Here is a 21,363-nt window from a genome sequence, read left to right on the forward strand (position 1 = left end):
ACAGGCAGGCCAATGCAGCGCAGGGGAATGCCGTGGAGCTGAGCCGTCGCGGGCTGTTCAAGGCACTTGGGGCGGGGCTGACCCTCTCCGCCACCGGCTGGTCGTCGCAGGCCGCTGCGGTGCCAGCCGCTGCAGGGCGGGGCGACGCCGCCGCGGCGCCGGGGGACGCCCTGCAGCTCTGGTACCGCGCGCCCGCCACCGAGTGGGTACAGGCCCTGCCGACCGGCAATGGCCGGTTGGGCGCGATGGTCTGGGGCGGGGTCGCGCACGAACGGATCGGCCTCAACGAAGACACCCTGTATGCCGGGGGGCCGTATGACCCCACCAGTCCGGACGCGCTGACGGCACTGCCGCAAGTGCGCGCGCTGATCTTCGCTGGACGCTACGCCGAGGCCGAAGCGCTGGCCGACGCTAAGCTGCTGTCGCGGCCGGCCAAGCAGATGCCGTACCAGCCGCTGGCCGATCTGCTGCTGGATTTCGACCGCGCCGATCACATCGACGGGTACCGCCGGTCGCTGGATCTGGACACGGCCGTGGCGACCACCGAATTCCGCAGCGGCGGCGCCTGGCACCGCCGCGAGGTGTTCGTGTCCGAACCGGACCAGTGCATCGTGGTGCGGCTCAGTGCCGACCTGCCGGGCCGCGTCTCGCTGCGGCTGGGCGTGGACAGCCCGCAGCAGGGGACGGTGCAGGCGGACGCGAACGGGCTGTTGTTCGACGGGCGCAACGCGGATTTCGCCGGTATCGAGGGCAAGCTCCGCTTCGCGCTGCGGGTGCAGCCGCGACTGCGCGGTGGCACGCTGCGGGTGGCGCGTGATCGCCTGCATGTTGACGGTGCCGACGAGCTGGTGCTGGTGTTGACGGCCGCCACCAGTTTCCGCCGCTTCGATGATGTCAGTGGGGATCCGCAGGCGCTCACCGCGGCGCACCAGGCGCAGGCCGATGCCCACGATTATCCGGCGCTGCTGGCGCGCCATCTGGCCGCGCACCAGACGCTGTTCCGTCGTGTGTCGATCGATCTCGGCAGCACGCCGGCCGCGCAGCTGCCCACCGATCAACGCGTGCACGCTTTCGCCAGCGGCAACGATCCGGCGCTGGCGGCGCTGTATCACCAGTACGGGCGCTACCTGTTGATCTGCAGTTCGCGGCCCGGCTCGCAGCCGGCCAACCTGCAGGGCGTGTGGAACGACCTCATGGCCCCGCCGTGGGAGAGCAAGTACACGATCAACATCAACACCGAGATGAACTACTGGCCCAGCGAGGCCAATGCGCTGCACGAATGCGTGCAGCCGCTGGAAGACATGCTGTTCGATCTGGCCCGTACCGGCGCGGTCACCGCGCGGCGGATCTACGATGCGCCAGGGTGGGTGGTACACAACAACACCGACCTCTGGCGGCAGGCCGGGCCGATCGACGGCGCGCAGTGGAGCCTGTGGCCGATGGGCGGTGTCTGGCTCCTGCAGCAGCTGTGGGACCGCTGGGACTATGGCCGCGATCCGGCGTATCTGCGCCGTATCCATCCGCTGTTCAAGGGGGCGGCCGAGTTTTTCGTGGCCACCCTGCAGCGCGACCCGACCACCGGCGCGATGGTCACCAACCCCTCGATCTCGCCGGAGAACCAGCATCCGTTCGGTGCGGCGGTCTGCGCCGGGCCGGCGATGGACTCGCAGCTGCTGCGCGATCTGTTCGCGCAGTGCATCCAGATCAGCGCAGCGCTCGGCGTTGATACTGCGTTTGCCGCGCAGTTGAAGACGCTGCGCGCGCAACTGCCACCGGACCGGATCGGCAAGGCCGGGCAGTTGCAGGAGTGGCAGCAGGACTGGGACATGGAGGCGCCGGAAATGCACCACCGACACGTCTCGCATCTGTATGCGCTGCACCCCTCCAGCCAGATCAACCGCCGCGATACTCCCGCACTGGCGGCGGCCGCCAAACGCTCGCTGCAGATCCGCGGTGATGAAGCCACCGGCTGGGGTATCGGCTGGCGGCTGAACCTGTGGGCGCGGCTGGGCGACGGCGAGCATGCGCTGCAGATCCTGAAGATGCTGCTCTCGCCCGAGCGCACGTATCCGAACCTGTTCGACGCGCATCCGCCGTTCCAGATCGATGGCAACTTCGGCGGCACCGCCGGCATCACCGAGATGCTGCTGCAGAGCTGGGGCGGGTCGATCTTCCTGTTGCCGGCGTTGCCGTCGGCCTGGCCTGACGGCGCGGTACGCGGCCTGCGCGTACGCAATGCCGCCGGCGTGGACCTGCAATGGCGCGATGGCCAGCTGCACTCGGCCCTGCTGCGCAGTGAGCGCGGGGGCACCTATCAACTCGTGCATGGCCACAGCACGCTGACCGTGGCGCTGCGCGCTGGCGGCCAGCAGCGCATCGGCCTGCGCGGCAATCAACTGGTGAAGCAATGAGTCTGTACGTAGGGCTGGATGTCGGGACGCAAAGCGTCAAGCTGCTGGCCTATGACCCGTCGCTCGGCGAAGTGGTGGCCACGATCGCCCGGCCGATGCAGCTGGTCAGCCACGACGATGGCACCCGGGAGCAGGAGGCGCAGTGGTGGATCGATGGCATCGTCGCCTGCTTCGCCGAACTGGGCCCGGCGCTGCGCGGCCGCATCCGTGCGATCGGCGTCTCCGGCCAGCAGCACGGTTTCGTGCCGATCAACGCGCGCGGTGAGGTGATCGCACCGGTGAAACTGTGGTGCGATACCAGCACCGCCGCCGACTGTGCGCCGATCATGGCCGCGGTGGGTGGCGCTGCCGCCTGCATCGCACTGGCCGGAAATCCCATCCTCGCCGGCTACACCGCCTCCAAACTGCCGTGGACGCGCCGCCATCGCGCGCAGGCGTACGCGGAGCTGGACGGCATCCTGCTGCCGCATGACTACATCAACTTCTGGCTGACCGGTCAGCGCTACGCCGAGTACGGCGATGCCTCCGGCACCGGCTGGCTGGACGTGCGCAACCGCTGCTGGTCGCGGGAGCTGCTGCAGGCAATCGACCCGCAACGCGACCTGGCCGCGCTGCTGCCGCCGCTGGTACCGCTGGAAGCGACCTTCACCCTGGACCCCCGGATCGCCGCGCTGCTGGATCTGCCGACCGACGTGCAGGTCTCCACCGGCGGCGGTGACAACATGATGGCCGCGCTGGGCACTGGCAACGTGGCCGCAGGGCGGCTGACCATGAGCCTGGGCACGTCCGGCACGCTGTTCGCGTATGCCGATCACCCGGTGGTGGACGACGACGGCCGCTGGGCCGCGTTCTGTTCCTCCAGTGGCGGCTGGCTGCCGCTGATCTGCACCATGAACTGCACCGTCGCCACCGAGCGCATGGCCGCGCTGTTCAACATCCCGCGCGGCGGTGGCGAGGCGCTGATGGCGCAGACCGAGCCAGGCGCGGGCGGCCTGGTGATGCTGCCGTACTTCAATGGCGAGCGCACCCCCGACCTGCCCGACGCGCGTGCCTGCCTGCACGGCATGGACCTGCACAACACCACCCCGGCGCACTTCTATCGGGCCGCGATGGAAGGCGCCACGTACAGCCTGCGCAACGGCTACGACGCCTTCACCAGTGCCGGCCTGTCGTTCGACACCGTGTTGCTTACCGGCGGCGGCAGCAACAGTGCCGCGTGGCGGCAATTGATTGCCGACGTCTTCGATCTGCCGGTCAAGGTGCCCACCCAGGCCGAAGGTGCGGCGTTCGGCGCCGCCCTGCAGACGCTGTGGGCCGCGCAGCGCGGGCAGGGCGGTGAGCAATGCCTGGCGGCTACAGTCGATGCGCACGTGCGCTTCGATGACGCGCTGTCGGCTACGCCCGATCGCCGCACTGTGCCGCGCTACGCAGAACAGTACCGGCGTTTCCTCCACCATCTTTCCGAGGTCGGTCCGCTGCTGCGCACCGCCCCGTCACCACCGCAAGGATCCGAGCAATGAGCACCTCCGTTTACATCGGCGCAAAGGAATACTTCCCCGGCATCGGCCGCATCCCGTTCGAGGGGCGCGACTCGGACAATCCGCTGGCCTACAAGGTCTATGACGCAGACAAGCGCGTCGGCGGTAAGACCATGGCCGAGCACCTGCGTTTCGCGGTGGCTTACTGGCACAGCTTCTGCGCGACCGGCCACGATCCGTTCGGCCCGGGCACCCGGGTGTACCCGTGGGATGCCGGCAACACGCCGCTGGCGCGTGCCGAGGCCAAGGCCGATGCCGCGTTCGAGTTCATCACCAAGCTGGGCGTGCCGTATTACTGCTTCCATGACATCGATCTGGCGCCGGACGCCGACGACATCGCCGAGTACGAGGCCAACCTGCAGCACATGGTCGGCATCGCCGGCGAGCGCCAGAAGGCCACCGGGGTCAAGCTGCTGTGGGGCACCGCCAACCTGTTCTCGCACCCGCGCTACATGAACGGTGCCTCGACCAACCCGGACTTCGCCGTGGTCGCCCGCGCCGCGGTGCAGGTCAAGGCCGCGCTGGAGGCCACCGTGGCCCTGGGCGGCGAGAATTACGTGTTCTGGGGCGGCCGCGAGGGCTATGCCTGCCTGTACAACACCGACATGAAGCGCGAGAAGGACAACATGGCGCGCTTCCTCACGCTGGCCCGCGACCATGGGCGCAGCATCGGCTTCAAGGGCAACTTCCTGATCGAGCCCAAGCCGATGGAGCCGATGAACCACCAGTACGATTTCGACAGCGCCACCGTGGTCGGCTTCCTGCGCGAGCACGGCCTGGACAAGGACTTCAAGCTCAACATCGAGGCCAACCACGCCACGCTGTCCGGGCACACCTTTGCCCATGACCTGCAGGTGGCCTCCGATGCCGGCCTGCTCGGCAGCATCGATGCCAACCGCGGCAACCCGCAGAACGGCTGGGACACCGATCAGTTCCCGACCGACCTGTACGACACGGTCGGGGCGATGCTGGTGGTGCTGCGCCAGGGCGGCCTGGCCCCGGGCGGGTTCAACTTCGATGCCAAGGTGCGTCGCGAGTCCTCCGCGCCGGAAGACCTGTTCGAGGCCCACATCGGCGGCATGGACGCGTTCGCGCGCGGCCTGGAAGTGGCCCATGCCCTGATCGAGTCCTCGCCGCTGGAAGGCTGGCGCCAGGACCGCTATGCCAGCTTCAGCAGTGGCGCCGGTGCCGAGTTCGCCGCCGGTCGCAGCAGCCTGGAGGCCCTGCGCAGCCTGGCCCTTGCCCAGGGCGAGCCGCAGCAGCGCAGCGGCCGCCAGGAAAGGTATGAGAACCTGATCAACCAGTACCTGCTGCGCTGATCCGCAGCTTCCCTTCAACCCAGGGGTTCCCATGTCCAGTGCTTCGCTCAGCAGTACCCGCGCCGGCAGCGGCGAGAACACCGGCTTCATCGTCCTGATCAGCTGCGTGGCCACCATCGGTGGCTTCCTGTTCGGCTTCGACAGCGGCGTGATCAACGGCACCGTCGACGGCCTGAAGGACACCTTCCAGTCCAGTTCGGCCGGGATCGGCTTCGAGGTCGCCTCGATGCTGCTCGGCTGCGCGATCGGTGCGTTCTTCGCCGGCCGCCTCGGTGACCGGCTCGGCCGTCGCGGCGTGCTGATCATCGCCGCGGTGATGTTCCTGTTCTCCGCCCTGGGGGCAGGGGCGGCACACAGCTCCACGGTGTTCATCATCGCCCGGGTGATCGGTGGCTTCGCGGTCGGTGCGGCCAGCGTGATGTCGCCGGCCTATATCGCCGAGGTGGCCTCGGCCCGCTACCGCGGCCGGCTGGCGACGGTGCAGCAGATCGCGATCATCAGCGGCCTGTTCTGCGCCTTCCTCAGCAACTACCTGCTGGCCAAGGCGGCCGGTGCCTCCACCCAGGAACTGTGGCTGGGGCAGGCGGCATGGCGCTGGATGTTCTGGATGCAGGCCATTCCCTCGCTGCTGTTCCTGTGCCTGCTGCTGGTGATCCCGGAGAGCCCGCGCTTCCTGGTGGTCAAGGGGCGCCGTGACCAGGCCCTGGCGGTGCTGACCCGTCTGTACGGCCCGGCCGAGGCGCAGGCCAAGATCACCGAAATCGAAGGCTCGCTGTCCCAGGACCAGCACCGCCCGACCTTCTCGGATCTGATCAGCAAGACCACCGGCAAGCTGCGCCCGATCGTCTGGATCGGCATCGGCCTGGCGGTGTTCCAGCAGCTGGTCGGCATCAACGTCGTTTTCTATTACGGCGCGGTGCTGTGGCAGGCGGTCGGCTTCTCGGAGAACGACGCGCTGCTGATCAACGTGCTGTCCGGCGCGCTGAGCATCGGTGCGTGCCTGATCACCGTGGTGCTGATCGACCGCATCGGCCGCAAGCCGCTGCTGTGGGTCGGCTCGGTCGGCATGGCGATCTCGCTGGCGCTGGTCACCATTGCCTTCGCCAGTGGCTCGCTGGATACCGCCGGGAAGCTTCAGCTCACCGACAACATGGGCGTGCTGGCGCTGGTGGCGGCCAACGTCTACGTGATCTTCTTCAACATGTCCTGGGGTCCGGTGATGTGGGTGATGCTGGGCGAGATGTTCCCCAACCAGATCCGCGGTTCGGGGCTGGCGGTGGCCGGCGCGGCGCAGTGGACCTCCAACTTCGCCATCACCGTGTCCTTCCCGATCCTGCTGGGGAGCATCGGCCTGGCCGGTGCCTACGGCATCTATACGGTGGCGGCGGTGATCTCGGTGTTCTTCGTGCTGCGCTTCGTCAAGGAGACCAAGGGCAAGGAACTGGAGCAGATGGAGGGCTGAGCCGCTCCGGATGGCCCTGCGCGCAGGGCAGGGGCCGGGTCGGGGAGTGCGCTCCCCGGTCCGGGCCTGGCAGGACAGGCGCCGCAGCCCCTGGGCCCTGAACGCAAAAAACCCCGCCGTGGCGGGGTTTTTGGCTTTCTGCACCGCGACTGGTGCTCCCTAGGGGACTCGAACCCCTGTTTTAGCCTTGAGAGGGCCACGTCCTAACCATTAGACGAAGGGAGCAGACTTTGTCGCGAACTGCGCAGCGCGCTAGTATATGGACCTAGATGCCATTGGGCAATCCCGAAAACTCAACCGGAAGCGCCAACATCAATTCCTCTGCTACATCACCGTTCAGCCTGCGCGTGATCCCGCGCGATCAGCACAACATCTCCCGCAAGGACATCAGCCCCAACGCCCTGCGCGTTCTGTACCGGCTGCGTGATTCCGGGTTTGCCGGTTACCTGGTCGGCGGCGCCGTCCGCGATCTGCTGGTGAACGGCCACCCCAAGGATTTCGACGTCGCCACCGACGCGACGCCCGAGCAGGTCAAGCAGTTGTTCCGCAACTGCCGGCTGATCGGCCGCCGCTTCCGCCTGGCGCACGTGGTGTTCGGCCGCGAGATCATCGAGGTCGCCACCTTCCGCGCCAATATCGACGATGGCAGCGGCGACCGTGAGATGGAAAACGGCATGCTCGTGCGCGACAACGTGTACGGCAGCATCGAAGACGACGCGATCCGCCGCGACTTCACCTGCAACGCCCTGTACTACGCGATCGAGGATTTCTCGGTCCGCGATTACACCGGTGGCTTTGAAGATGTGCAGGCGCGCCTGATGAAGCTGATCGGTGAACCCGAACAGCGCTACCGCGAAGACCCGGTGCGCATGCTGCGCGCGGTGCGCCTGGCGGCCAAGCTGGGCTTCCAGATCGAAGACGCGACCGCCGAACCGCTGCCGCGCCTGGCCAATCTGCTGGCCGAGGCTGCCCCGGCGCGCCTGTTCGAGGAAGTGCTCAAGCTGTTCCTGTCCGGGCACGGCGTGGCCAGCTTCGAGGGCCTGGAGCGGTATGGCCTGCTCGACGTCATGTTCCCCGAGAGCGCCGCCGCTCTGCGCAGCAATCGCAGTGGCGCGTTGCGCCGCATGGTCATCGAAGGCCTGCACAATACCGATCTGCGTGTAGCCAATGATGAACCGGTGTCGCCGTCGTTCCTGTTCGCGCTGCTGCTGTGGCCGGCCTTCTGCCGCGCCCTGGCCAGCCTGCAGAAGCAGGGCGTCGCACTGGAAGAGGCGCAGCGCCGCGCCGCGGACCGCGTGACCCTGCACCAGTTGAGCACGATCGCCCTGCCGCGCCGCTTCTCGCTGCCGATGCAGGAAATCTGGCTGTTGCAGGGCCGCTTCAGCTCGCGCCAGCGCAAGCGCGTGATCCGGACCCTGACCCATCCGCGCTTCCGCGCCGCCTACGACTTCCTGGTCCTGCGCCAGGTCGCCTCCAGCGAGCATGAAGCCGACGTGGCGTTCTGGCGCGAGGCCCAGCTGCAGTCCGGCACCGAGCTGGATTCGGCGCTGGATGCCGCCCAGGCCGACGGTGAGGGCGAAGACGGTGCACCGCGCAAGCGTCGTCGCCGCCGCCGTCGTCCCGGTGGAGTGGCAGGCGAGTAAGCCGTGACCCTGGCCTGTATCGGATTGGGCGCCAATCTGGGGGACGCCGCGCAGACCCTGCGTGAGGCGTTCCAGGCGCTGGCGGCCCTGCCGCAGACCACGCTGCGGGCCCGCTCGCAGCTGTACAGCACGCCGGCCTGGGGCAACGAAGACCAGCCGGCGTTCGTCAACGCCGCCGCCGTGCTGGAGACTGCGCTGCCCGGCCCCGCGCTGTTGGAGGCCCTGCTGGAGATCGAGCGCCGTTTCGGCCGCGTACGCGATCCGGCCGTGCACTGGGGGCCGCGTGCACTCGATCTGGACGTGCTGCTGTATGGCGAAGAGGTGATCGATCTGCCGCAGCTGCAGGTGCCGCACCCGTATCTGCATGCACGTGCGTTCGCGTTGCTGCCCCTGGCCGAGATCGCGCCGGAGGCCACGATTCCCGGCCATGGTCGCGTGCGGGATGCTGTGATGCGGGTCGACCCCTGCGGGATCTCGCCAATAGGAGGATAATGGGGGGCTTATCGCCACCGGTTATCAGCTCATGAGTACCCACGCAGACAGCAAGCCCTGGACCGTCCCCGCATTGGCGGAGGCCAAGCGCACGGGGCGGAAGCTGGTGATGTTGACCGCCTACGATGCCGGGTTCGCCCGCAGCTTCGATGCCAACGGCGTGGACCTGATCCTGATCGGCGACTCGCTGGGCATGGTGGTGCAGGGGCACGATTCGACCCTGCCGGTGACCACCGACGACATGGTCTATCACACCCGCGCCGTGGCCCGGGTGCTGGAGCGTGCGCTGCTGGTGGCCGATCTGCCGTTCGGCGCCGATGCCACCCCGGAGCGCGCACTGGATGCCTCGCTGCGGCTGCTCCAGGCCGGTGCCGAGATGGTCAAGATCGAAGGTGCCGGCTTCAAGCTGGACATCATCCGTTACCTGGTCGAGCGCGAGATTCCGGTCTGCTCGCACCTGGGCCTGACCCCGCAGTCGGTGCTTCGCCTGGGCGGTTATCGCGTGCAGGGTCGTGGCGATGCCGCCCAGCAGCTGCGCGATGACGCCAAGGCCGCGGTCGCCGCCGGCGCCAGCCTGGTCGTGCTCGAATGCGTGCCTACGCCGGTGGCTGCCCAGGTCACCGCGGACATCAGCGTGCCCACCATCGGCATCGGTGCCGGCCCGCAGTGCGATGGCCAGGTGCTGGTGCTGCATGATTTCCTCGGTCTGGACAGCGGCCATCGCCGTCCCAAGTTCGTCAAGGATTTCCTTGCCGAAGGCGGGTCGGTTGCCGGTGCGGTCCGTGCCTACGCCGACGCCGTGCGCGACGGCTCCTTCCCCGACGCAGAACACGCCTACGCCTCATGATCGATACCGTCACCGAACTGTCCCGCCTGCGCGCTGTCGTCAATGGCTGGAAGCGGGAGGGGCTGCGCGTTGCGCTGGTCCCGACCATGGGCAACCTGCACGCCGGGCACTACTCGCTGGTCACGCTGGCGCGGCGGTACGCCGACCGCGTGGTCTCCAGCGTCTTCGTCAATCCGACCCAGTTCGGGCCGAACGAGGATTTCACCCGTTACCCGCGCACGCCCGAAGCCGACACCACCGGGTTGGAGCAGGCCGGCTGCGATGTGCTGTGGCTGCCCACCGTTGAATCGATGTACCCGTTCGGCGTGGAGCTGGCGGCCAGCGTCAACGTGCCGGGCATCAGCGGTCTGCTCGAAGGCGCACACCGCCCGGGCCATTTCGATGGCGTCTGCACCGTGGTGTCGCGCCTGTTCAACCAGGTCCAGCCGGACGTGGCAGCCTTCGGCAAGAAGGACTTCCAGCAGCTGGCGGTGATCCGCCAGATGGTGGAAGACCTGGCCTTCCCGATCCAGATCGTCGGCGGCGATATCGTGCGCGAAGACGACGGCCTGGCGATGAGCTCGCGCAACCAGTACCTCAACGCCGAGCAGCGCAGCGTCTCGACCACCATCCACCAGGTGCTGCTGGGCATGCGCGAAGGCTTCATCGCCGGCAAGACCCGCAGCCTGATCGAGGCCGAAGCGGCCGCCGCGCTGCAGGCCGCCGGCTTCCAGGTGGACTACGCCGTGGTCCGCCTGCCGGACCTGTCCGAGCCGGCCGATGCCAATGACGGCACCCGCGTGGCGCTGATCGCCGCCCGGATCGGCAACACCCGGTTGATCGACAACCTGGAGTTCTGAGGGCTGCGCCCCGCCGGGTAGGGCCACCCCATGGGTGGCTGCTGGGCGATGCCGGACGTGCAGCCCCCCATGGGGTTGCTCTACGCCGGGCCGGGTGGGGTCGTGACGATGCTGAACCGCTGGCAGCCCCCGGCGTGGGCGCGCGCGCCAGCCGCTGCCGTCCGCCCCCCGGGTGCTAGAATTTCCCTTTCCTTTACCGTTGTCCCGTTGCCATGCATCTGTCCCTGCTGAAGACCAAGATCCACCGCGCCACCGTTACGCATTCCGAGCTGAACTACGAAGGTTCCATCGCCATCGATGACAACCTGCTGGCTGCGACCGGCATCCGTGAGTTCGAACAGGTGCACATCTGGGACGTCACCAACGGTGCGCGTTTCTCGACCTATGCCATCCGCGCCGAAGCCGGCAGCGGGGTGGTCTCGCTCAACGGTGGCGCCGCGCGTCACGTGCAGGTGGGCGACATCATCATCATCGCCGCCTTCGCCAGCATGAGCGAAGAAGAAGCTGACAGCTTCAAGCCGAAGTTGGTATATGTGGACGGCAAGAACCAGATCTCCCACACCAACGACACGATCCCGACACAGGCCGCATGACACAGCACAACGGATTCGACCCGCTTCATTCCCATGCCCAGCGCCTGCGTGGCGCGAGCATCCCTTCGTTGATCGCCGCCGAACCGGGCCGCGCACAATCGCTGGGGCTGCGGGTCGGTCCGTTGTACGTCAATTTCGCGCGGCAGAAATACGACCGCGCGGCGTTGGACGCACTGCTGCAGCTGGCCGCCGAGCGCGATGTCGCCGGCGGTTTCCAGCGGTTGTTCCGTGGTGAAACGGTCAACGTGACCGAAGGCCGTGCGGCGCTGCACACCGCGCTGCGCGGCGATGCCAGCGGCGCGCCGGTGGCCGGTGAGGCCTTCGCCACCGCCGCGCAGGTGCGCCAGCAGATGGGCGAGCTGATCGCCGCGCTGGAAGCAACCAACATCACCGATATCGTCAGCGTCGGCATCGGCGGCTCGGACCTGGGTCCGCGGCTGGTCGCCGATGCGCTGCGTCCGGTCTCCGGGGCGCGCTTCCGCGTGCATTTCGTGTCCAACGTGGACGGTGCCGCGATGCAGCGCACGCTCGCCACGCTGGACCCGGCGACCACGGCCGGCATCCTGATCTCCAAGACCTTCGGCACCCAGGAAACCCTGCTCAACGGGCAGATCCTGCACGACTGGCTGGGCGGCAGCGAGCGTCTGTATGCGGTCAGTGCCAACCCGGAGCGTGCGGCCAAGGCCTTCTCGATCGCCGCCGGCCGCGTGCTGCCGATGTGGGACTGGGTGGGCGGGCGCTACTCGCTGTGGTCGGCAGTCGGTTTCCCGATCGCGTTGGCGATCGGCTTCACGCGTTTCGAGCAGCTGCTCGAGGGCGCGGCGCAGATGGACGAACACGCCCTGACCGCACCGCTGGCGCAGAACCTGCCGGTGCTGCATGCACTGACCGATATCTGGAACCGCAACCTGCTCGGCCATGCCACGCATGCGGTGATGACCTATGACCAGCGCCTGGCGCTGCTGCCGGCCTACCTGCAGCAGCTGGTGATGGAAAGCCTGGGCAAGCGCGTGCAGCTCGATGGCAGCCCGGTCGCCAGCGACACCGTGCCGGTGTGGTGGGGCGGGGCAGGCACCGATGTGCAGCACAGTTTCTTCCAGGCGCTGCACCAGGGCACCAGCGTGATCCCGGCCGATTTCATCGGCTGCGTGCACAACGATGATCCCTACGTGGTCAACCACCAGGCGCTGATGGCCAACCTGCTGGCGCAGACCGAGGCGCTGGCCAATGGCCAGGGCAGCGAGGATCCCCATCGCGAGTATCCCGGTGGCCGTCCGAGCACCCTGATCCTGCTCGACGCGCTGACCCCGCAGTCGCTCGGCGCGCTGATCGCCATGTACGAACACGCCGTGTACGTGCAGTCGCTGATCTGGAACATCAACGCCTTCGACCAGTTCGGCGTGGAGCTGGGCAAGCAGCTGGCCAGCCAGTTGCTGCCCGCGCTGCAGGGCCAGGCGCATGCGATCACCGATCCGGTGACGCTGGAGCTGCTGGGCCGGCTCAAGGGCTGAGCATCGGCGCAGGCTGTGCCATCACGAACCGCCGGCCTGTCCGGCGGTTCTGCGTTGTGGCCTTCGGACCGCAATGCGTTCTGCGCAGTGCGCGCGGCACCGGATACTGCAACGCAACACGGATCGCCGTGGCGCTCGGCCCAGGTATGCCGTAAACCACCGTGATTGCAGGGTGGGGCATCGGTTTGGCTATAGCCCAATCCCATACCAGCCTGCGCCGACGGCATAGCCGCGCGGTGGATTGACAGCGTGGCGCGCAACGCCAAAGGTAGGCCGTCATGGCGCGGGGAGTCGTGCCATCCGTCTGCTGCCTGTGCAATACCTGGGAGGGTACATGCCGTTGCTTTCGCTTCGTTCCAACCGGCGGTCGATCCGCCACGCCCTTGCGCTGGCCACCTCGGCCACGGTGTTGCTGCTGGCCGGCTGCGGCGGCACTACGCCTGCCACGACTGCGCAGGCACCGGCGCCGGCCGCCAAGGCCGATGCCAACGCGATCCATCCGCAGGACTGGCCGGAACTGACCTGGCCACTGGCCGATGACCCGGCGCTGGAAAAGCGCATCGATGCGTTGATGGCCGGCATGAGCGTGGAACAGAAAGTCGGCCAGACCGTGCAGGGCGACATCGCCAGCATGACCCCCGATGACGTGCGCCGGTATCACATCGGCTCGGTGCTGGCCGGCGGCAACTCGGATCCGGATGGCAAGTACGATGCGCCGCCATCGGCATGGCTGAAGCTTGCCGATGCCTACTACGCGGCCTCGATGGATCCCGCCAGCGGCGGCCCCGGCATCCCGATCATCTTCGGTATCGATGCGGTGCACGGCCAGAGCAACATCGTCGGCGCCACGCTGTTCCCGCACAACATCGGTCTGGGCGCGACCCGCAATCCCGACCTGATGCGGCAGATCGGCCAGGTCACCGCGGTCGAAACGCGCACCACCGGCATGGAGTGGACCTTCGCGCCCACCGTGGCGGTGCCGCAGGATGATCGTTGGGGCCGCACCTACGAAGGCTATTCCGAATCGCCGGAGGTGGTAGCCAGCTTCGCCGGCAAGGTCGTGGAAGGCCTGCAGGGTGTGCCGGGCCAGCCGGGCTTTCTCGACGGCCACCACGTGATCGCCTCGGTCAAGCATTACGCCGGCGACGGTGGCACCACGCACGGCAAGGACCAGGGTGACACCCAGGTCAGCGAAGCAGTCATGCGCGATGTGCACGCCGCCGGGTATCCGCCTGCCATCCAGGCCGGTGCGCAGACCGTGATGGCCTCGTTCAACAGCTTCAATGGCGTCTCCATGCACGGCCACAAGCCGATGCTGACCGACGTGTTGAAGGGGCGCATGCACTTCGGCGGCTTCGTGGTCGGCGACTGGAACGGCCACGGCAAAGTGGCCGGCTGCACCAACGACACCTGCCCGGCCTCGTTCAACGCCGGGGTGGACATGCTGATGGCGCCCGACAGCTGGAAGGGCATCTATGAGAGCAATGTCGCCGCGGTGAAGTCCGGCGTGATCAGCATGGAACGCTTGGATGAAGCGGTGCGTCGCATCCTGCGGGTCAAGCTGCGGCTGGGCCTGTTCGAGGCCGGCAAGCCGTCCACGCGCCCGCTCGGTGGCAAGTTCGAGCTGCTTGGCGCGCCCGGACATCGCGCGATCGCGCGCCAGGCCGTGCGCGAATCGCTGGTGCTGCTGAAGAACCAGGACGGCGTCCTGCCGCTGGCGCCGAAGCAGCGCGTGCTGGTCGCCGGTGACGGTGCCGATGATCTGGGCAAGCAGTCCGGTGGTTGGACGCTCAATTGGCAGGGCACCGGCACCAAGCGTGCCGACTACCCGAATGCGGACAGCATCTGGGACGGGCTGAAGCAGCAGGTCACCGCCGCCGGTGGCAGTGCCGAGCTGGCGATCGACGGCAGGTACCGCACCAAGCCGGATGTCGCGGTGGTGGTGGTCGGCGAGAACCCGTACGCCGAATTCCAGGGCGACATCGCCACGCTGGCCTACAAGCCGGGCGATGACAGCGATCTGCAGCTGATCAAGCGGCTCAGGAGCGAGGGCATCAAGGTGGTTACGGTGTTCCTCAGCGGCCGCCCGCTGTGGGTGAACCGTGAGATCAATGCGTCCGATGCCTTCGTTGCCGCATGGCTGCCGGGCTCGGAAGGTGCCGGCATCGCCGATGTGCTGCTGCGCAGGCCCGACGGCAGCGTGCAGCACGACTTCAAGGGCACGCTCAGCTTCTCCTGGCCGCGCACCGCCGTGCAGTACCAGAACAATGTCGGCCAGAAGGACTACGACCCGCAGTTCGCCTTCGGCTTCGGCCTGCGCTATGCCGACAACGGCAACCTCGCCGCGCTGCCGGAGGTCTCGGGCATCACCGGTGAGCAGGGCGATGCCGGTGTGTACTTCAACAAGGGCAAGCCGACCGCCGGGCTGGCGATGCGCCTGAGCGGGGTCAAGCAGTCGGAACTGCCGGCAGTGACGTTCCCGGCCGTGCTCAGCGATGCCAGCCTCAAGGTGTCCGCGATCGATCACAAGGCGCAGGAAGATGCGCGTCGCCTGCAGTGGTCGGGCAGTGGCAAGGCGAACATGGCGCTGCTGTCCACGCGCCCGCTGGACCTCACCCGCGAGAGCAATGGCGATGTGCAGCTGCTGCTGACCGTGCGTCGCACCGGCGCGATCGCCGGGCCGGTGGGGCTGGCAATCGGCTGCGGCCAGGGCTGCGAAGGCAGGGTCGATCTGGCCCCCACGCTGGGCGGGATCGGCGAGGGCGAATGGCAGACGATCGGCGTGCCGTTGAAGTGTTTCGCCACGGCCGGCGCGGACCTGTCGAAGATCGAGCGCCTGCCGGTGCTGGAGTCTGCCACTGCGCTGGACCTGTCGGTGTCGCGGATCGCGCTGGGCACCGGCAACGACGCCAAGACCGTGGTCGCCTGCGCGACCCGATGAGCCACACGGGCCCCTGCCGCCGCGGCAGGGGCTGATCACCACCGCGCGCCGCGTTTGCCGGCAGGCGGGGCGGTGCAACGTTGCATAAGGAGCATGACGTGGGATTGGCAACACTCGATGTGGCAATCGTGCTGGTGTACCTGGCCGGCATCTTCGTGCTGGCGCAATGGGTCTCGCGCGAGAAGGCCGGGCACAGCAAAAGTGCCGAAGACTACTTCCTGGCCGGGCGCTCGCTGCCGTGGTGGGCCATCGGTGCCTCGCTGATCGCGGCCAACATCTCGGCCGAACAGATCATCGGCATGTCCGGCTCCGGCTACGCGATCGGCCTGGCCATCGCCTCCTACGAATGGATGGCCGCGCTTACCCTGCTGATCGTCGGCAAGTACTTCCTGCCGATCTTCCTGCGCAATGGCATCTACACAATGCCCCAGTTCCTGCAGCAGCGGTACGGCAACCGCATCCGCACGCTGATGGCGGTGTTCTGGCTGGGGCTGTATGTCTTCGTCAACCTGACTTCGATCCTGTGGCTGGGTTCGATCGCGGTGACCGAGGTCACCGGCATGGACCAGATGCTGGCGCTGGTGCTGATCGGCGTGTTCGCGCTGCTCTACCAGCTATACGGCGGGCTGAAGGCGGTGGCGCTGACCGACATCGTGCAGGTCTCGCTGCTGATCCTCGGCGGCCTGCTGGTGACCGCGCTCACCCTCAACGCGGTGGGGGGCGACGCTGGCATTCTCGGCGGCTTCCAGAAACTGTGGGATCAGCATCCGGAGCACTTCCAGATGATCCTGCACCCCGACAATCCGTTCTACAAAGACCTGCCGGGCCTGAGCGTGCTGATCGGCGGGCTGTGGATCATGAATCTGAGCTACTGGGGCTTCAACCAGTACATCATCCAGCGCGCCCTGGCGGCCAAGGACATCGGCGAAGCGCAGAAGGGCGTGCTGTTCGCGGCCTTCCTGAAACTGCTGGTGCCGCTGGTGGTCGTGGTGCCCGGTATCGCGGCGGTGGTGCTGGCGCCGGATCTGGGCAAGCCGGACCGCGCCTACCCGGCCATGATGAGTCTGTTGCCCAGCGGCATTCTCGGTCTGGTCTTCGCCGCGCTGGTGGCGGCGATCGTGGCGTCGCTGGCGTCGAAGATCAATTCGGTGGCGACCATCTTCACCCTGGACTTCTACGCCAAGGCGCGCCCGCAGAGCAGCCAGACCACGCTGGTGCGCGTGGGACGCATCGCAGCAACGGTGGCGGTGCTGGTGGCGATCGCCACGGCGCGCCCCTTGCTGGGCAGCTTCGACCAGGGCTTCCAGTACATCCAGGAGTTCACCGGCTTCTTCACCCCGGGCATCACGGTGATCTTCCTGTTGGGCCTGTTCTGGAAGAAGGCCAGCGAAGCCGGTGCACTGGCCGCGGCGATCGGCTCGTTCGCCTTGTCGATCGTGCTGAAACTGGCGTGGCCGTCGCTGCCCTTCATCGACCGTGTCGGCCTGGTGTTCCTGCTGGCGCTGGTGCTGGCCGTGCTGATCTCGCTGTGGAAGCCGGCGCGTACCGGGCAGGATCTGATCCGTACCGATGACGTGCGCTATGCCACGCCGATGAGTTTCAACATCGGCGGTGCCGCGGTCATCGCGATTCTGATCGCGCTGTACACGGTGTTCTGGTAACCGCGGTCGCCCACCTGTGGTAAACGAAAACGGCGACCTTCCGGTCGCCGTTTCTGTTTCATGCCGCGTGGTGCGAGCGAGGCGTCACCGGCTCGGATCGCGCTCCGGGCTCGGCCGCTTGGCCAACTTGCGCTGCAGCGAGCGCCGGTGCATGCCGAGCAGCCGCGCCGCAGCGGACACGTTGCCGCCGGTTTCATGCATCGCCTGCTGGATGTGCTCCCACTGCAGCCGACTGATCGGGGTCATCGCATCCGGCGGTTCCATGTCGCCATCGTCGGCCGGGCCATCGTCTTCTTCGCCGAGCGCGCGCAGGATCATCGGCACCGTGGCCGGCTTGGGCAGGTAGTCATCGGCGCCAAGCTTGATCGCTTCCACCGCGGTGGCGATGCTGGCATAGCCGGTCACCAGCAGGATCCGCATGTCTTCGCGCAGGGCGCGCAGCGGCTGGATCAGCGCAAGGCCGGATTCGGTACCGAGCTTGAGGTCGATCAGCGCGTAGGCCGGCGGTTGCTGCCGGGCCAGCAGCAGGGCCGAGGCGGTGTCGCTGGCGGTGACGGTTTCCAGCCCTTTACGGGCCAGGCTGCGCTGCAGCGTGCGCAGGTACAGTTCGTCGTCATCGACCAGCAGGCCGTGACTGGCCTGGCCGGGCGCGGGGGTGAAAGCGGTCATGCGGAAGTCTCCCGTGGGGACAAGGGCAGGCGGAAGCCGACGCGCGTGCCGGCGCCATTGGCCGGGCGCATCCACAGTTCGCCGTCCAGGCGTTCGATGGTGGCGTGGGACAGGGCCAGGCCGACCCCCATGCCGTCGGTCTTGCCACTGTTGAACAAGGTGCCGGGCAGTACGGCCTGGCGGGCATCGAAGCCGTGGCCGTAATCGCGCACTTCGCCGATCAGGTCATCGCCTTCGATACGCAGCGACAGATCCACCTGCGGGCGGTCGGCTTTCTCGCCGGCGTCGGCGGCATTGTTGAGCAGCACCATCAGCAGGTGCCCGATACCCGGGTCCAGCGGCAGGGTGAGCGGGGCGTCCTCATTGCGCTTCAGCGCGATGGTCGGACGCACCAGCCGCCACTGTTCCAGCACCTGCGGCAAGGTCACCGCATCGCGGCCGGGGGCGTCGCCGGCGGCCGGGCGGGCGAGGGCGAGTACGCGTTCCCGGCACTGCACCAGCAGCTCGCGCAGGGTTTCCACGTCATCGCGGACCTCGCTGCTTTCAGTCTGGTCGGCGATATCGTCGGCGAGCAGGGTCATGGTCGCCAGCGGGGTATTGAGTTCATGCGCCACCGAGGCGGCGTGGGTGGCCAGCGCGACGATGCCCTCGTTGCGCACGAAGCGCTCGCGCAGCATGGCCAGCTCGTGTTCGCGCTGGCGCAGGGCGATCGCCAGCCGCGTTGCGAACACCAGCACCACCGTGGCCGACAGCAGGAAGTTGCAGACCACGCCCCACTGCTGCATCTGCGCGCCGGTGAAATAGCCGCTCGGCAGCGGCAGGCCGAACACCCCGCTTGCCGCATAGCCGATCAGGCAGGCGGCCGCCACGGCGAGGGTCCAGCGCAGGGGCAGGGCGAGTGCGGCCAGTGCGATCAGGATCAGGAACAAGGAACCGAAAGGATTGGCGACGCCGCCGCTCCAGCCGACCATCCAGGTCAGTACGATGACATCCACCAGGATGTGGCCGAAGGCGGTGATCGGTGCGGTGTCCGGGTCCTGCACGCGCAGCTGCGCGTACAGGTTGAACAGGGTCAGCGCGGCGACGCCGGCCCAGAGCGGCAGCTGCGGCAACTCCAGGCCCAGCACCCAGGTAGCGACCAGGATGGTGGCGGCCTGGCCAGCCACGGCCAGCCAGCGCAGGCTGCACAGGGTGCGGAGAAAGGGGGCGTCGGTACCGGTCATGTCCGCACATCGTATGCGCTCCGGACCGGACCTGCCTGCGACAATCGGCCGCATCGGGGGCGCGCGGCGCGCGGGCGGTACGGAACATGAGTGCCAAGCAACGGCGGGCACCTACCCGCGCGCTGGGCGCGCTAAAATAGGCGGATGCATGACGCCGTGACCCGACCGACCCAACCCGCCGACTCCGCCGTGTGGGCCCGCCGCCAGACCCAGCCCGTCCGTATCGGCGGCGTGGTCGTGGGTGGGGGCCATCCCGTGGTGGTGCAGTCCATGACCAACACCGACACCGCCGATGTCGCCTCCAGCGTGAAGCAGGTGGCCGAACTGTGGCGGGCAGGCTCGGAGATGGTGCGGTTGACCGTCAACAATCCCGAGTCGGCCGCGGCCATCCCGCGGATCGTGGAGAAGCTGCAGATGATGGGGATCGATGTCCCCCTGATCGGCGACTTCCACTACAACGGTCATCAGCTGTTGACCCAGGAACCGGCCTGCGCCGAAGCCTTGGCCAAGTACCGGATCAATCCGGGCAACGTCGGCTTCGGCAAGAAGAAAGACACCCAGTTCGCGCAGCTGATCGAGTTTGCGATCCGCTACAACAAGCCGGTCCGCATCGGCGCCAACTGGGGCTCGCTGGACCAGTCCCTGGCCGCGCGCCTGATGGACGAGAACAGCAAGCGCGCGCAGCCCTGGGATGCCGGTCGGGTACTGCGCGAAGCGCTGATCCGCTCGGCGCTGGATTCGGCGGAGACCGCCGTAGAGCTGGGCCTGCCGCGCGACCGCATCGTGCTCTCGGCCAAGGTCAGTGGTGTGCAGGAGCTGATCGCGGTGTACCGCGACCTGGCCCAGCGCTCGGATTTCGCGCTGCATCTGGGCCTGACCGAAGCCGGTATCGGCAGCAAGGGCATCGTTGCCTCCTCGGCGGCGCTGGCCGTGCTGCTGCAGGAAGGCATCGGCGACACCATCCGTATCTCGCTGACGCCCGAACCGGGCCAGTCGCGCACGGCCGAAGTGATCGTTGCCCAGGAGCTGCTGCAGACCACCGGGCAGCGGGCCTTCACCCCGCTGGTCACGGCCTGTCCCGGCTGCGGCCGGACCACCTCGGAGTTCTTCCAGGAGCTGGCCAAGGTCGTGCAGAACCACGTGCGCGAGAAAATGCCGGTCTGGAAGGTGAGCCACCCGGGTGCGGAGAACATGACCCTGGCCGTCATGGGCTGCATCGTGAACGGCCCGGGCGAATCGCGCCACGCCAACATCGGCATCTCGCTGCCGGGCACGGGTGAAACGCCGGCCGCGCCGGTGTTCGTGGATGGCGAAAAGACGGTCACCCTGCGTGGAGAGAACATCGCCCAGGACTTCGTCACGCTGATCGATGAGTACGTCGAACGCACCTATGTCCGACGCGTTGGATAAGCCGGCGGTGCTGGCCGCAGCGGAGCCGGCCGCCGGCGTCCGCCACTGGATGGGCCGCAACGCCTGGCGCTTCGTGCTGCTGTTCGTCGGCGTGCTGCTGCCATTGGCGGGCTTCGTGGCCCTGGCCGATGAAGTGCACGAGCTGGAAGCGATCTACTTCGACGACCTGCTGTTGTGGAAGCTGCACGCCCTGCATTCGCCGGGCCTGGACCGGTTCTTCGTGCTGCTCTCAAAGCTGGGCTACGAGTGGTTCCTGATTCCGGCCGACGTGCTGATCGTGGGCCTGCTTGCGTGGCGCAAACGCTGGCGCGAGGCTAGTTTCGTCGCAATCTGCTTTGCCGGCTCGGCCCTGTTGAATCTGGGCAGCAAGCGCTTCTTCCAGCGCGACCGGCCCAGCCTGTGGGAGTCCATCGCCCCGGAGAGCACCTTCAGTTTCCCCAGCGGCCACGCCATGGGCTCGATGACCTTGGCCGTCACGCTGGTGCTGCTGGCCTGGAACACCCGCTGGCGCTGGCCGGTGGCCCTTGCTGCACTTACCTTTGCGGTCCTGGTGAGCATCTCGCGCATGTACCTGGGGGTGCATTACCCCTCCGACATCCTGGCCGGCTGGTGTGCCGCCCTGGTGTGGGTGGTCGGGTGCTTCCTGGTCATGTTCCGCCGCCGGCATCCGTGGCGGCACCGCCACTGAGGGCATTACGGCGGTAAACTGGCCGAAAACGGCATGAAGGCCGGCCGCATCGATAGGCCGTCCCTTTGGAACAGGCTAGGATGAGAGGCGTAGGGGGAGGGGCAGGACAGCACGTC

The 21,363-nt window shown here is 67.7% G+C and carries 16 protein-coding genes and 1 tRNA gene; 14 read left to right on the forward strand and 3 right to left on the reverse strand.

Going from position 1 to position 21,363, the window contains the following annotated elements; translation table 11 throughout:
* Positions 1-32: 32 nt before the first annotated feature.
* Genes ACWV8V_RS03535 through ACWV8V_RS03550 form a run of 4 tightly spaced genes read left to right on the forward strand, consistent with a single transcriptional unit; the run spans position 33 to position 6,730 of the window.
* The gene (locus ACWV8V_RS03535; protein ID WP_455898953.1) at positions 33-2,411 is read left to right on the forward strand and encodes a glycoside hydrolase family 95 protein; all 2,379 of its coding nucleotides are present in this window, start codon (positions 33-35) and stop codon (positions 2,409-2,411) included.
* Positions 2,408-3,931 carry a xylulokinase gene (xylB, locus tag ACWV8V_RS03540; protein WP_455898954.1) on the forward strand — a complete coding sequence of 508 codons (1,524 nt, stop codon included), beginning with the start codon at positions 2,408-2,410 and terminating at the stop codon, positions 3,929-3,931. Before ACWV8V_RS03535 ends, xylB begins: the two co-directional genes overlap by 4 nt.
* On the forward strand, positions 3,928-5,268 hold the full coding sequence (xylA, locus tag ACWV8V_RS03545) for a xylose isomerase (RefSeq protein WP_123728945.1): 1,341 nt from the start codon (positions 3,928-3,930) through the stop codon (positions 5,266-5,268). The genes xylB and xylA overlap by 4 nt, the downstream gene beginning before the upstream one ends.
* Before the next feature lie 31 nt (positions 5,269-5,299).
* A complete protein-coding gene (locus ACWV8V_RS03550; protein ID WP_259260327.1) occupies positions 5,300-6,730 on the forward strand; it encodes a sugar porter family MFS transporter in 1,431 nt (476 codons plus the stop codon).
* A gap of 150 nt (positions 6,731-6,880) precedes the next feature.
* Here ACWV8V_RS03550 and ACWV8V_RS03555 read toward each other — a convergent pair.
* Positions 6,881-6,955, reverse strand: a tRNA-Glu gene (locus ACWV8V_RS03555).
* Positions 6,956-7,005: 50 nt separating this feature from the next.
* Between ACWV8V_RS03555 and pcnB the strand changes: the two genes are divergently transcribed.
* From pcnB to ACWV8V_RS03595, 8 genes are all read left to right on the forward strand, one after another.
* A complete protein-coding gene (gene pcnB, locus ACWV8V_RS03560) occupies positions 7,006-8,373 on the forward strand; it encodes a polynucleotide adenylyltransferase PcnB (protein WP_123728947.1) in 1,368 nt (455 codons plus the stop codon).
* Between the two features lie 3 nt (positions 8,374-8,376).
* Positions 8,377-8,865 (forward strand): 2-amino-4-hydroxy-6-hydroxymethyldihydropteridine diphosphokinase, encoded by a 489-nt coding sequence (folK, locus tag ACWV8V_RS03565; protein WP_455898955.1) that lies wholly within the window; start codon positions 8,377-8,379, stop codon positions 8,863-8,865.
* Between the two features lie 31 nt (positions 8,866-8,896).
* Positions 8,897-9,712 (forward strand): 3-methyl-2-oxobutanoate hydroxymethyltransferase, encoded by an 816-nt coding sequence (panB, locus tag ACWV8V_RS03570; protein WP_455898956.1) that lies wholly within the window; start codon positions 8,897-8,899, stop codon positions 9,710-9,712.
* Entirely contained in the window at positions 9,709-10,551 is an 843-nt protein-coding gene (gene panC, locus ACWV8V_RS03575) for a pantoate--beta-alanine ligase (protein WP_346467491.1), read from the forward strand. Before panB ends, panC begins: the two co-directional genes overlap by 4 nt.
* A 212-nt stretch (positions 10,552-10,763) precedes the next feature.
* Positions 10,764-11,144: an aspartate 1-decarboxylase gene (gene panD, locus ACWV8V_RS03580; protein WP_019183273.1), complete on the forward strand. Its 381-nt coding sequence runs from the start codon at positions 10,764-10,766 to the stop codon at positions 11,142-11,144.
* The gene (pgi, locus tag ACWV8V_RS03585) at positions 11,141-12,655 is read left to right on the forward strand and encodes a glucose-6-phosphate isomerase (protein WP_265310061.1); all 1,515 of its coding nucleotides are present in this window, start codon (positions 11,141-11,143) and stop codon (positions 12,653-12,655) included. The genes panD and pgi overlap by 4 nt, the downstream gene beginning before the upstream one ends.
* A gap of 334 nt (positions 12,656-12,989) precedes the next feature.
* Positions 12,990-15,596, forward strand: coding sequence for a glycoside hydrolase family 3 protein (locus ACWV8V_RS03590; protein WP_455898957.1), 2,607 nt, complete (start codon positions 12,990-12,992; stop codon positions 15,594-15,596).
* 98 nt (positions 15,597-15,694) lie between these two features.
* Positions 15,695-17,257: a sodium/sugar symporter gene (locus ACWV8V_RS03595; protein ID WP_259260334.1), complete on the forward strand. Its 1,563-nt coding sequence runs from the start codon at positions 15,695-15,697 to the stop codon at positions 17,255-17,257.
* 84 nt (positions 17,258-17,341) lie between these two features.
* On the opposite strand, the gene ACWV8V_RS03600 is transcribed toward ACWV8V_RS03595, so the two are convergent.
* Together ACWV8V_RS03600 and ACWV8V_RS03605 are read right to left on the reverse strand one after the other, a co-directional pair.
* Entirely contained in the window at positions 17,342-17,926 is a 585-nt protein-coding gene (locus ACWV8V_RS03600; RefSeq protein WP_019183269.1) for a response regulator transcription factor, read from the reverse strand.
* Complete coding sequence (locus ACWV8V_RS03605) at positions 17,923-19,149, reverse strand: ATP-binding protein (RefSeq protein WP_455898958.1); 1,227 nt, start codon at positions 19,147-19,149, stop codon at positions 17,923-17,925. Before ACWV8V_RS03605 ends, ACWV8V_RS03600 begins: the two co-directional genes overlap by 4 nt.
* 144 nt (positions 19,150-19,293) lie before the next feature.
* On the opposite strand from ACWV8V_RS03605, the gene ispG reads away from it, so the two are divergent.
* Both ispG and ACWV8V_RS03615 read left to right on the forward strand, forming a co-directional pair.
* A complete protein-coding gene (ispG, locus tag ACWV8V_RS03610; protein WP_259260335.1) occupies positions 19,294-20,559 on the forward strand; it encodes a flavodoxin-dependent (E)-4-hydroxy-3-methylbut-2-enyl-diphosphate synthase in 1,266 nt (421 codons plus the stop codon).
* Complete coding sequence (locus tag ACWV8V_RS03615; RefSeq protein WP_259260336.1) at positions 20,540-21,247, forward strand: phosphatase PAP2 family protein; 708 nt, start codon at positions 20,540-20,542, stop codon at positions 21,245-21,247. The genes ispG and ACWV8V_RS03615 overlap by 20 nt, the downstream gene beginning before the upstream one ends.
* Positions 21,248-21,363: the final 116 nt, after the last annotated feature.

Source organism: Stenotrophomonas sp. Ker107b (assembly GCF_053847245.1).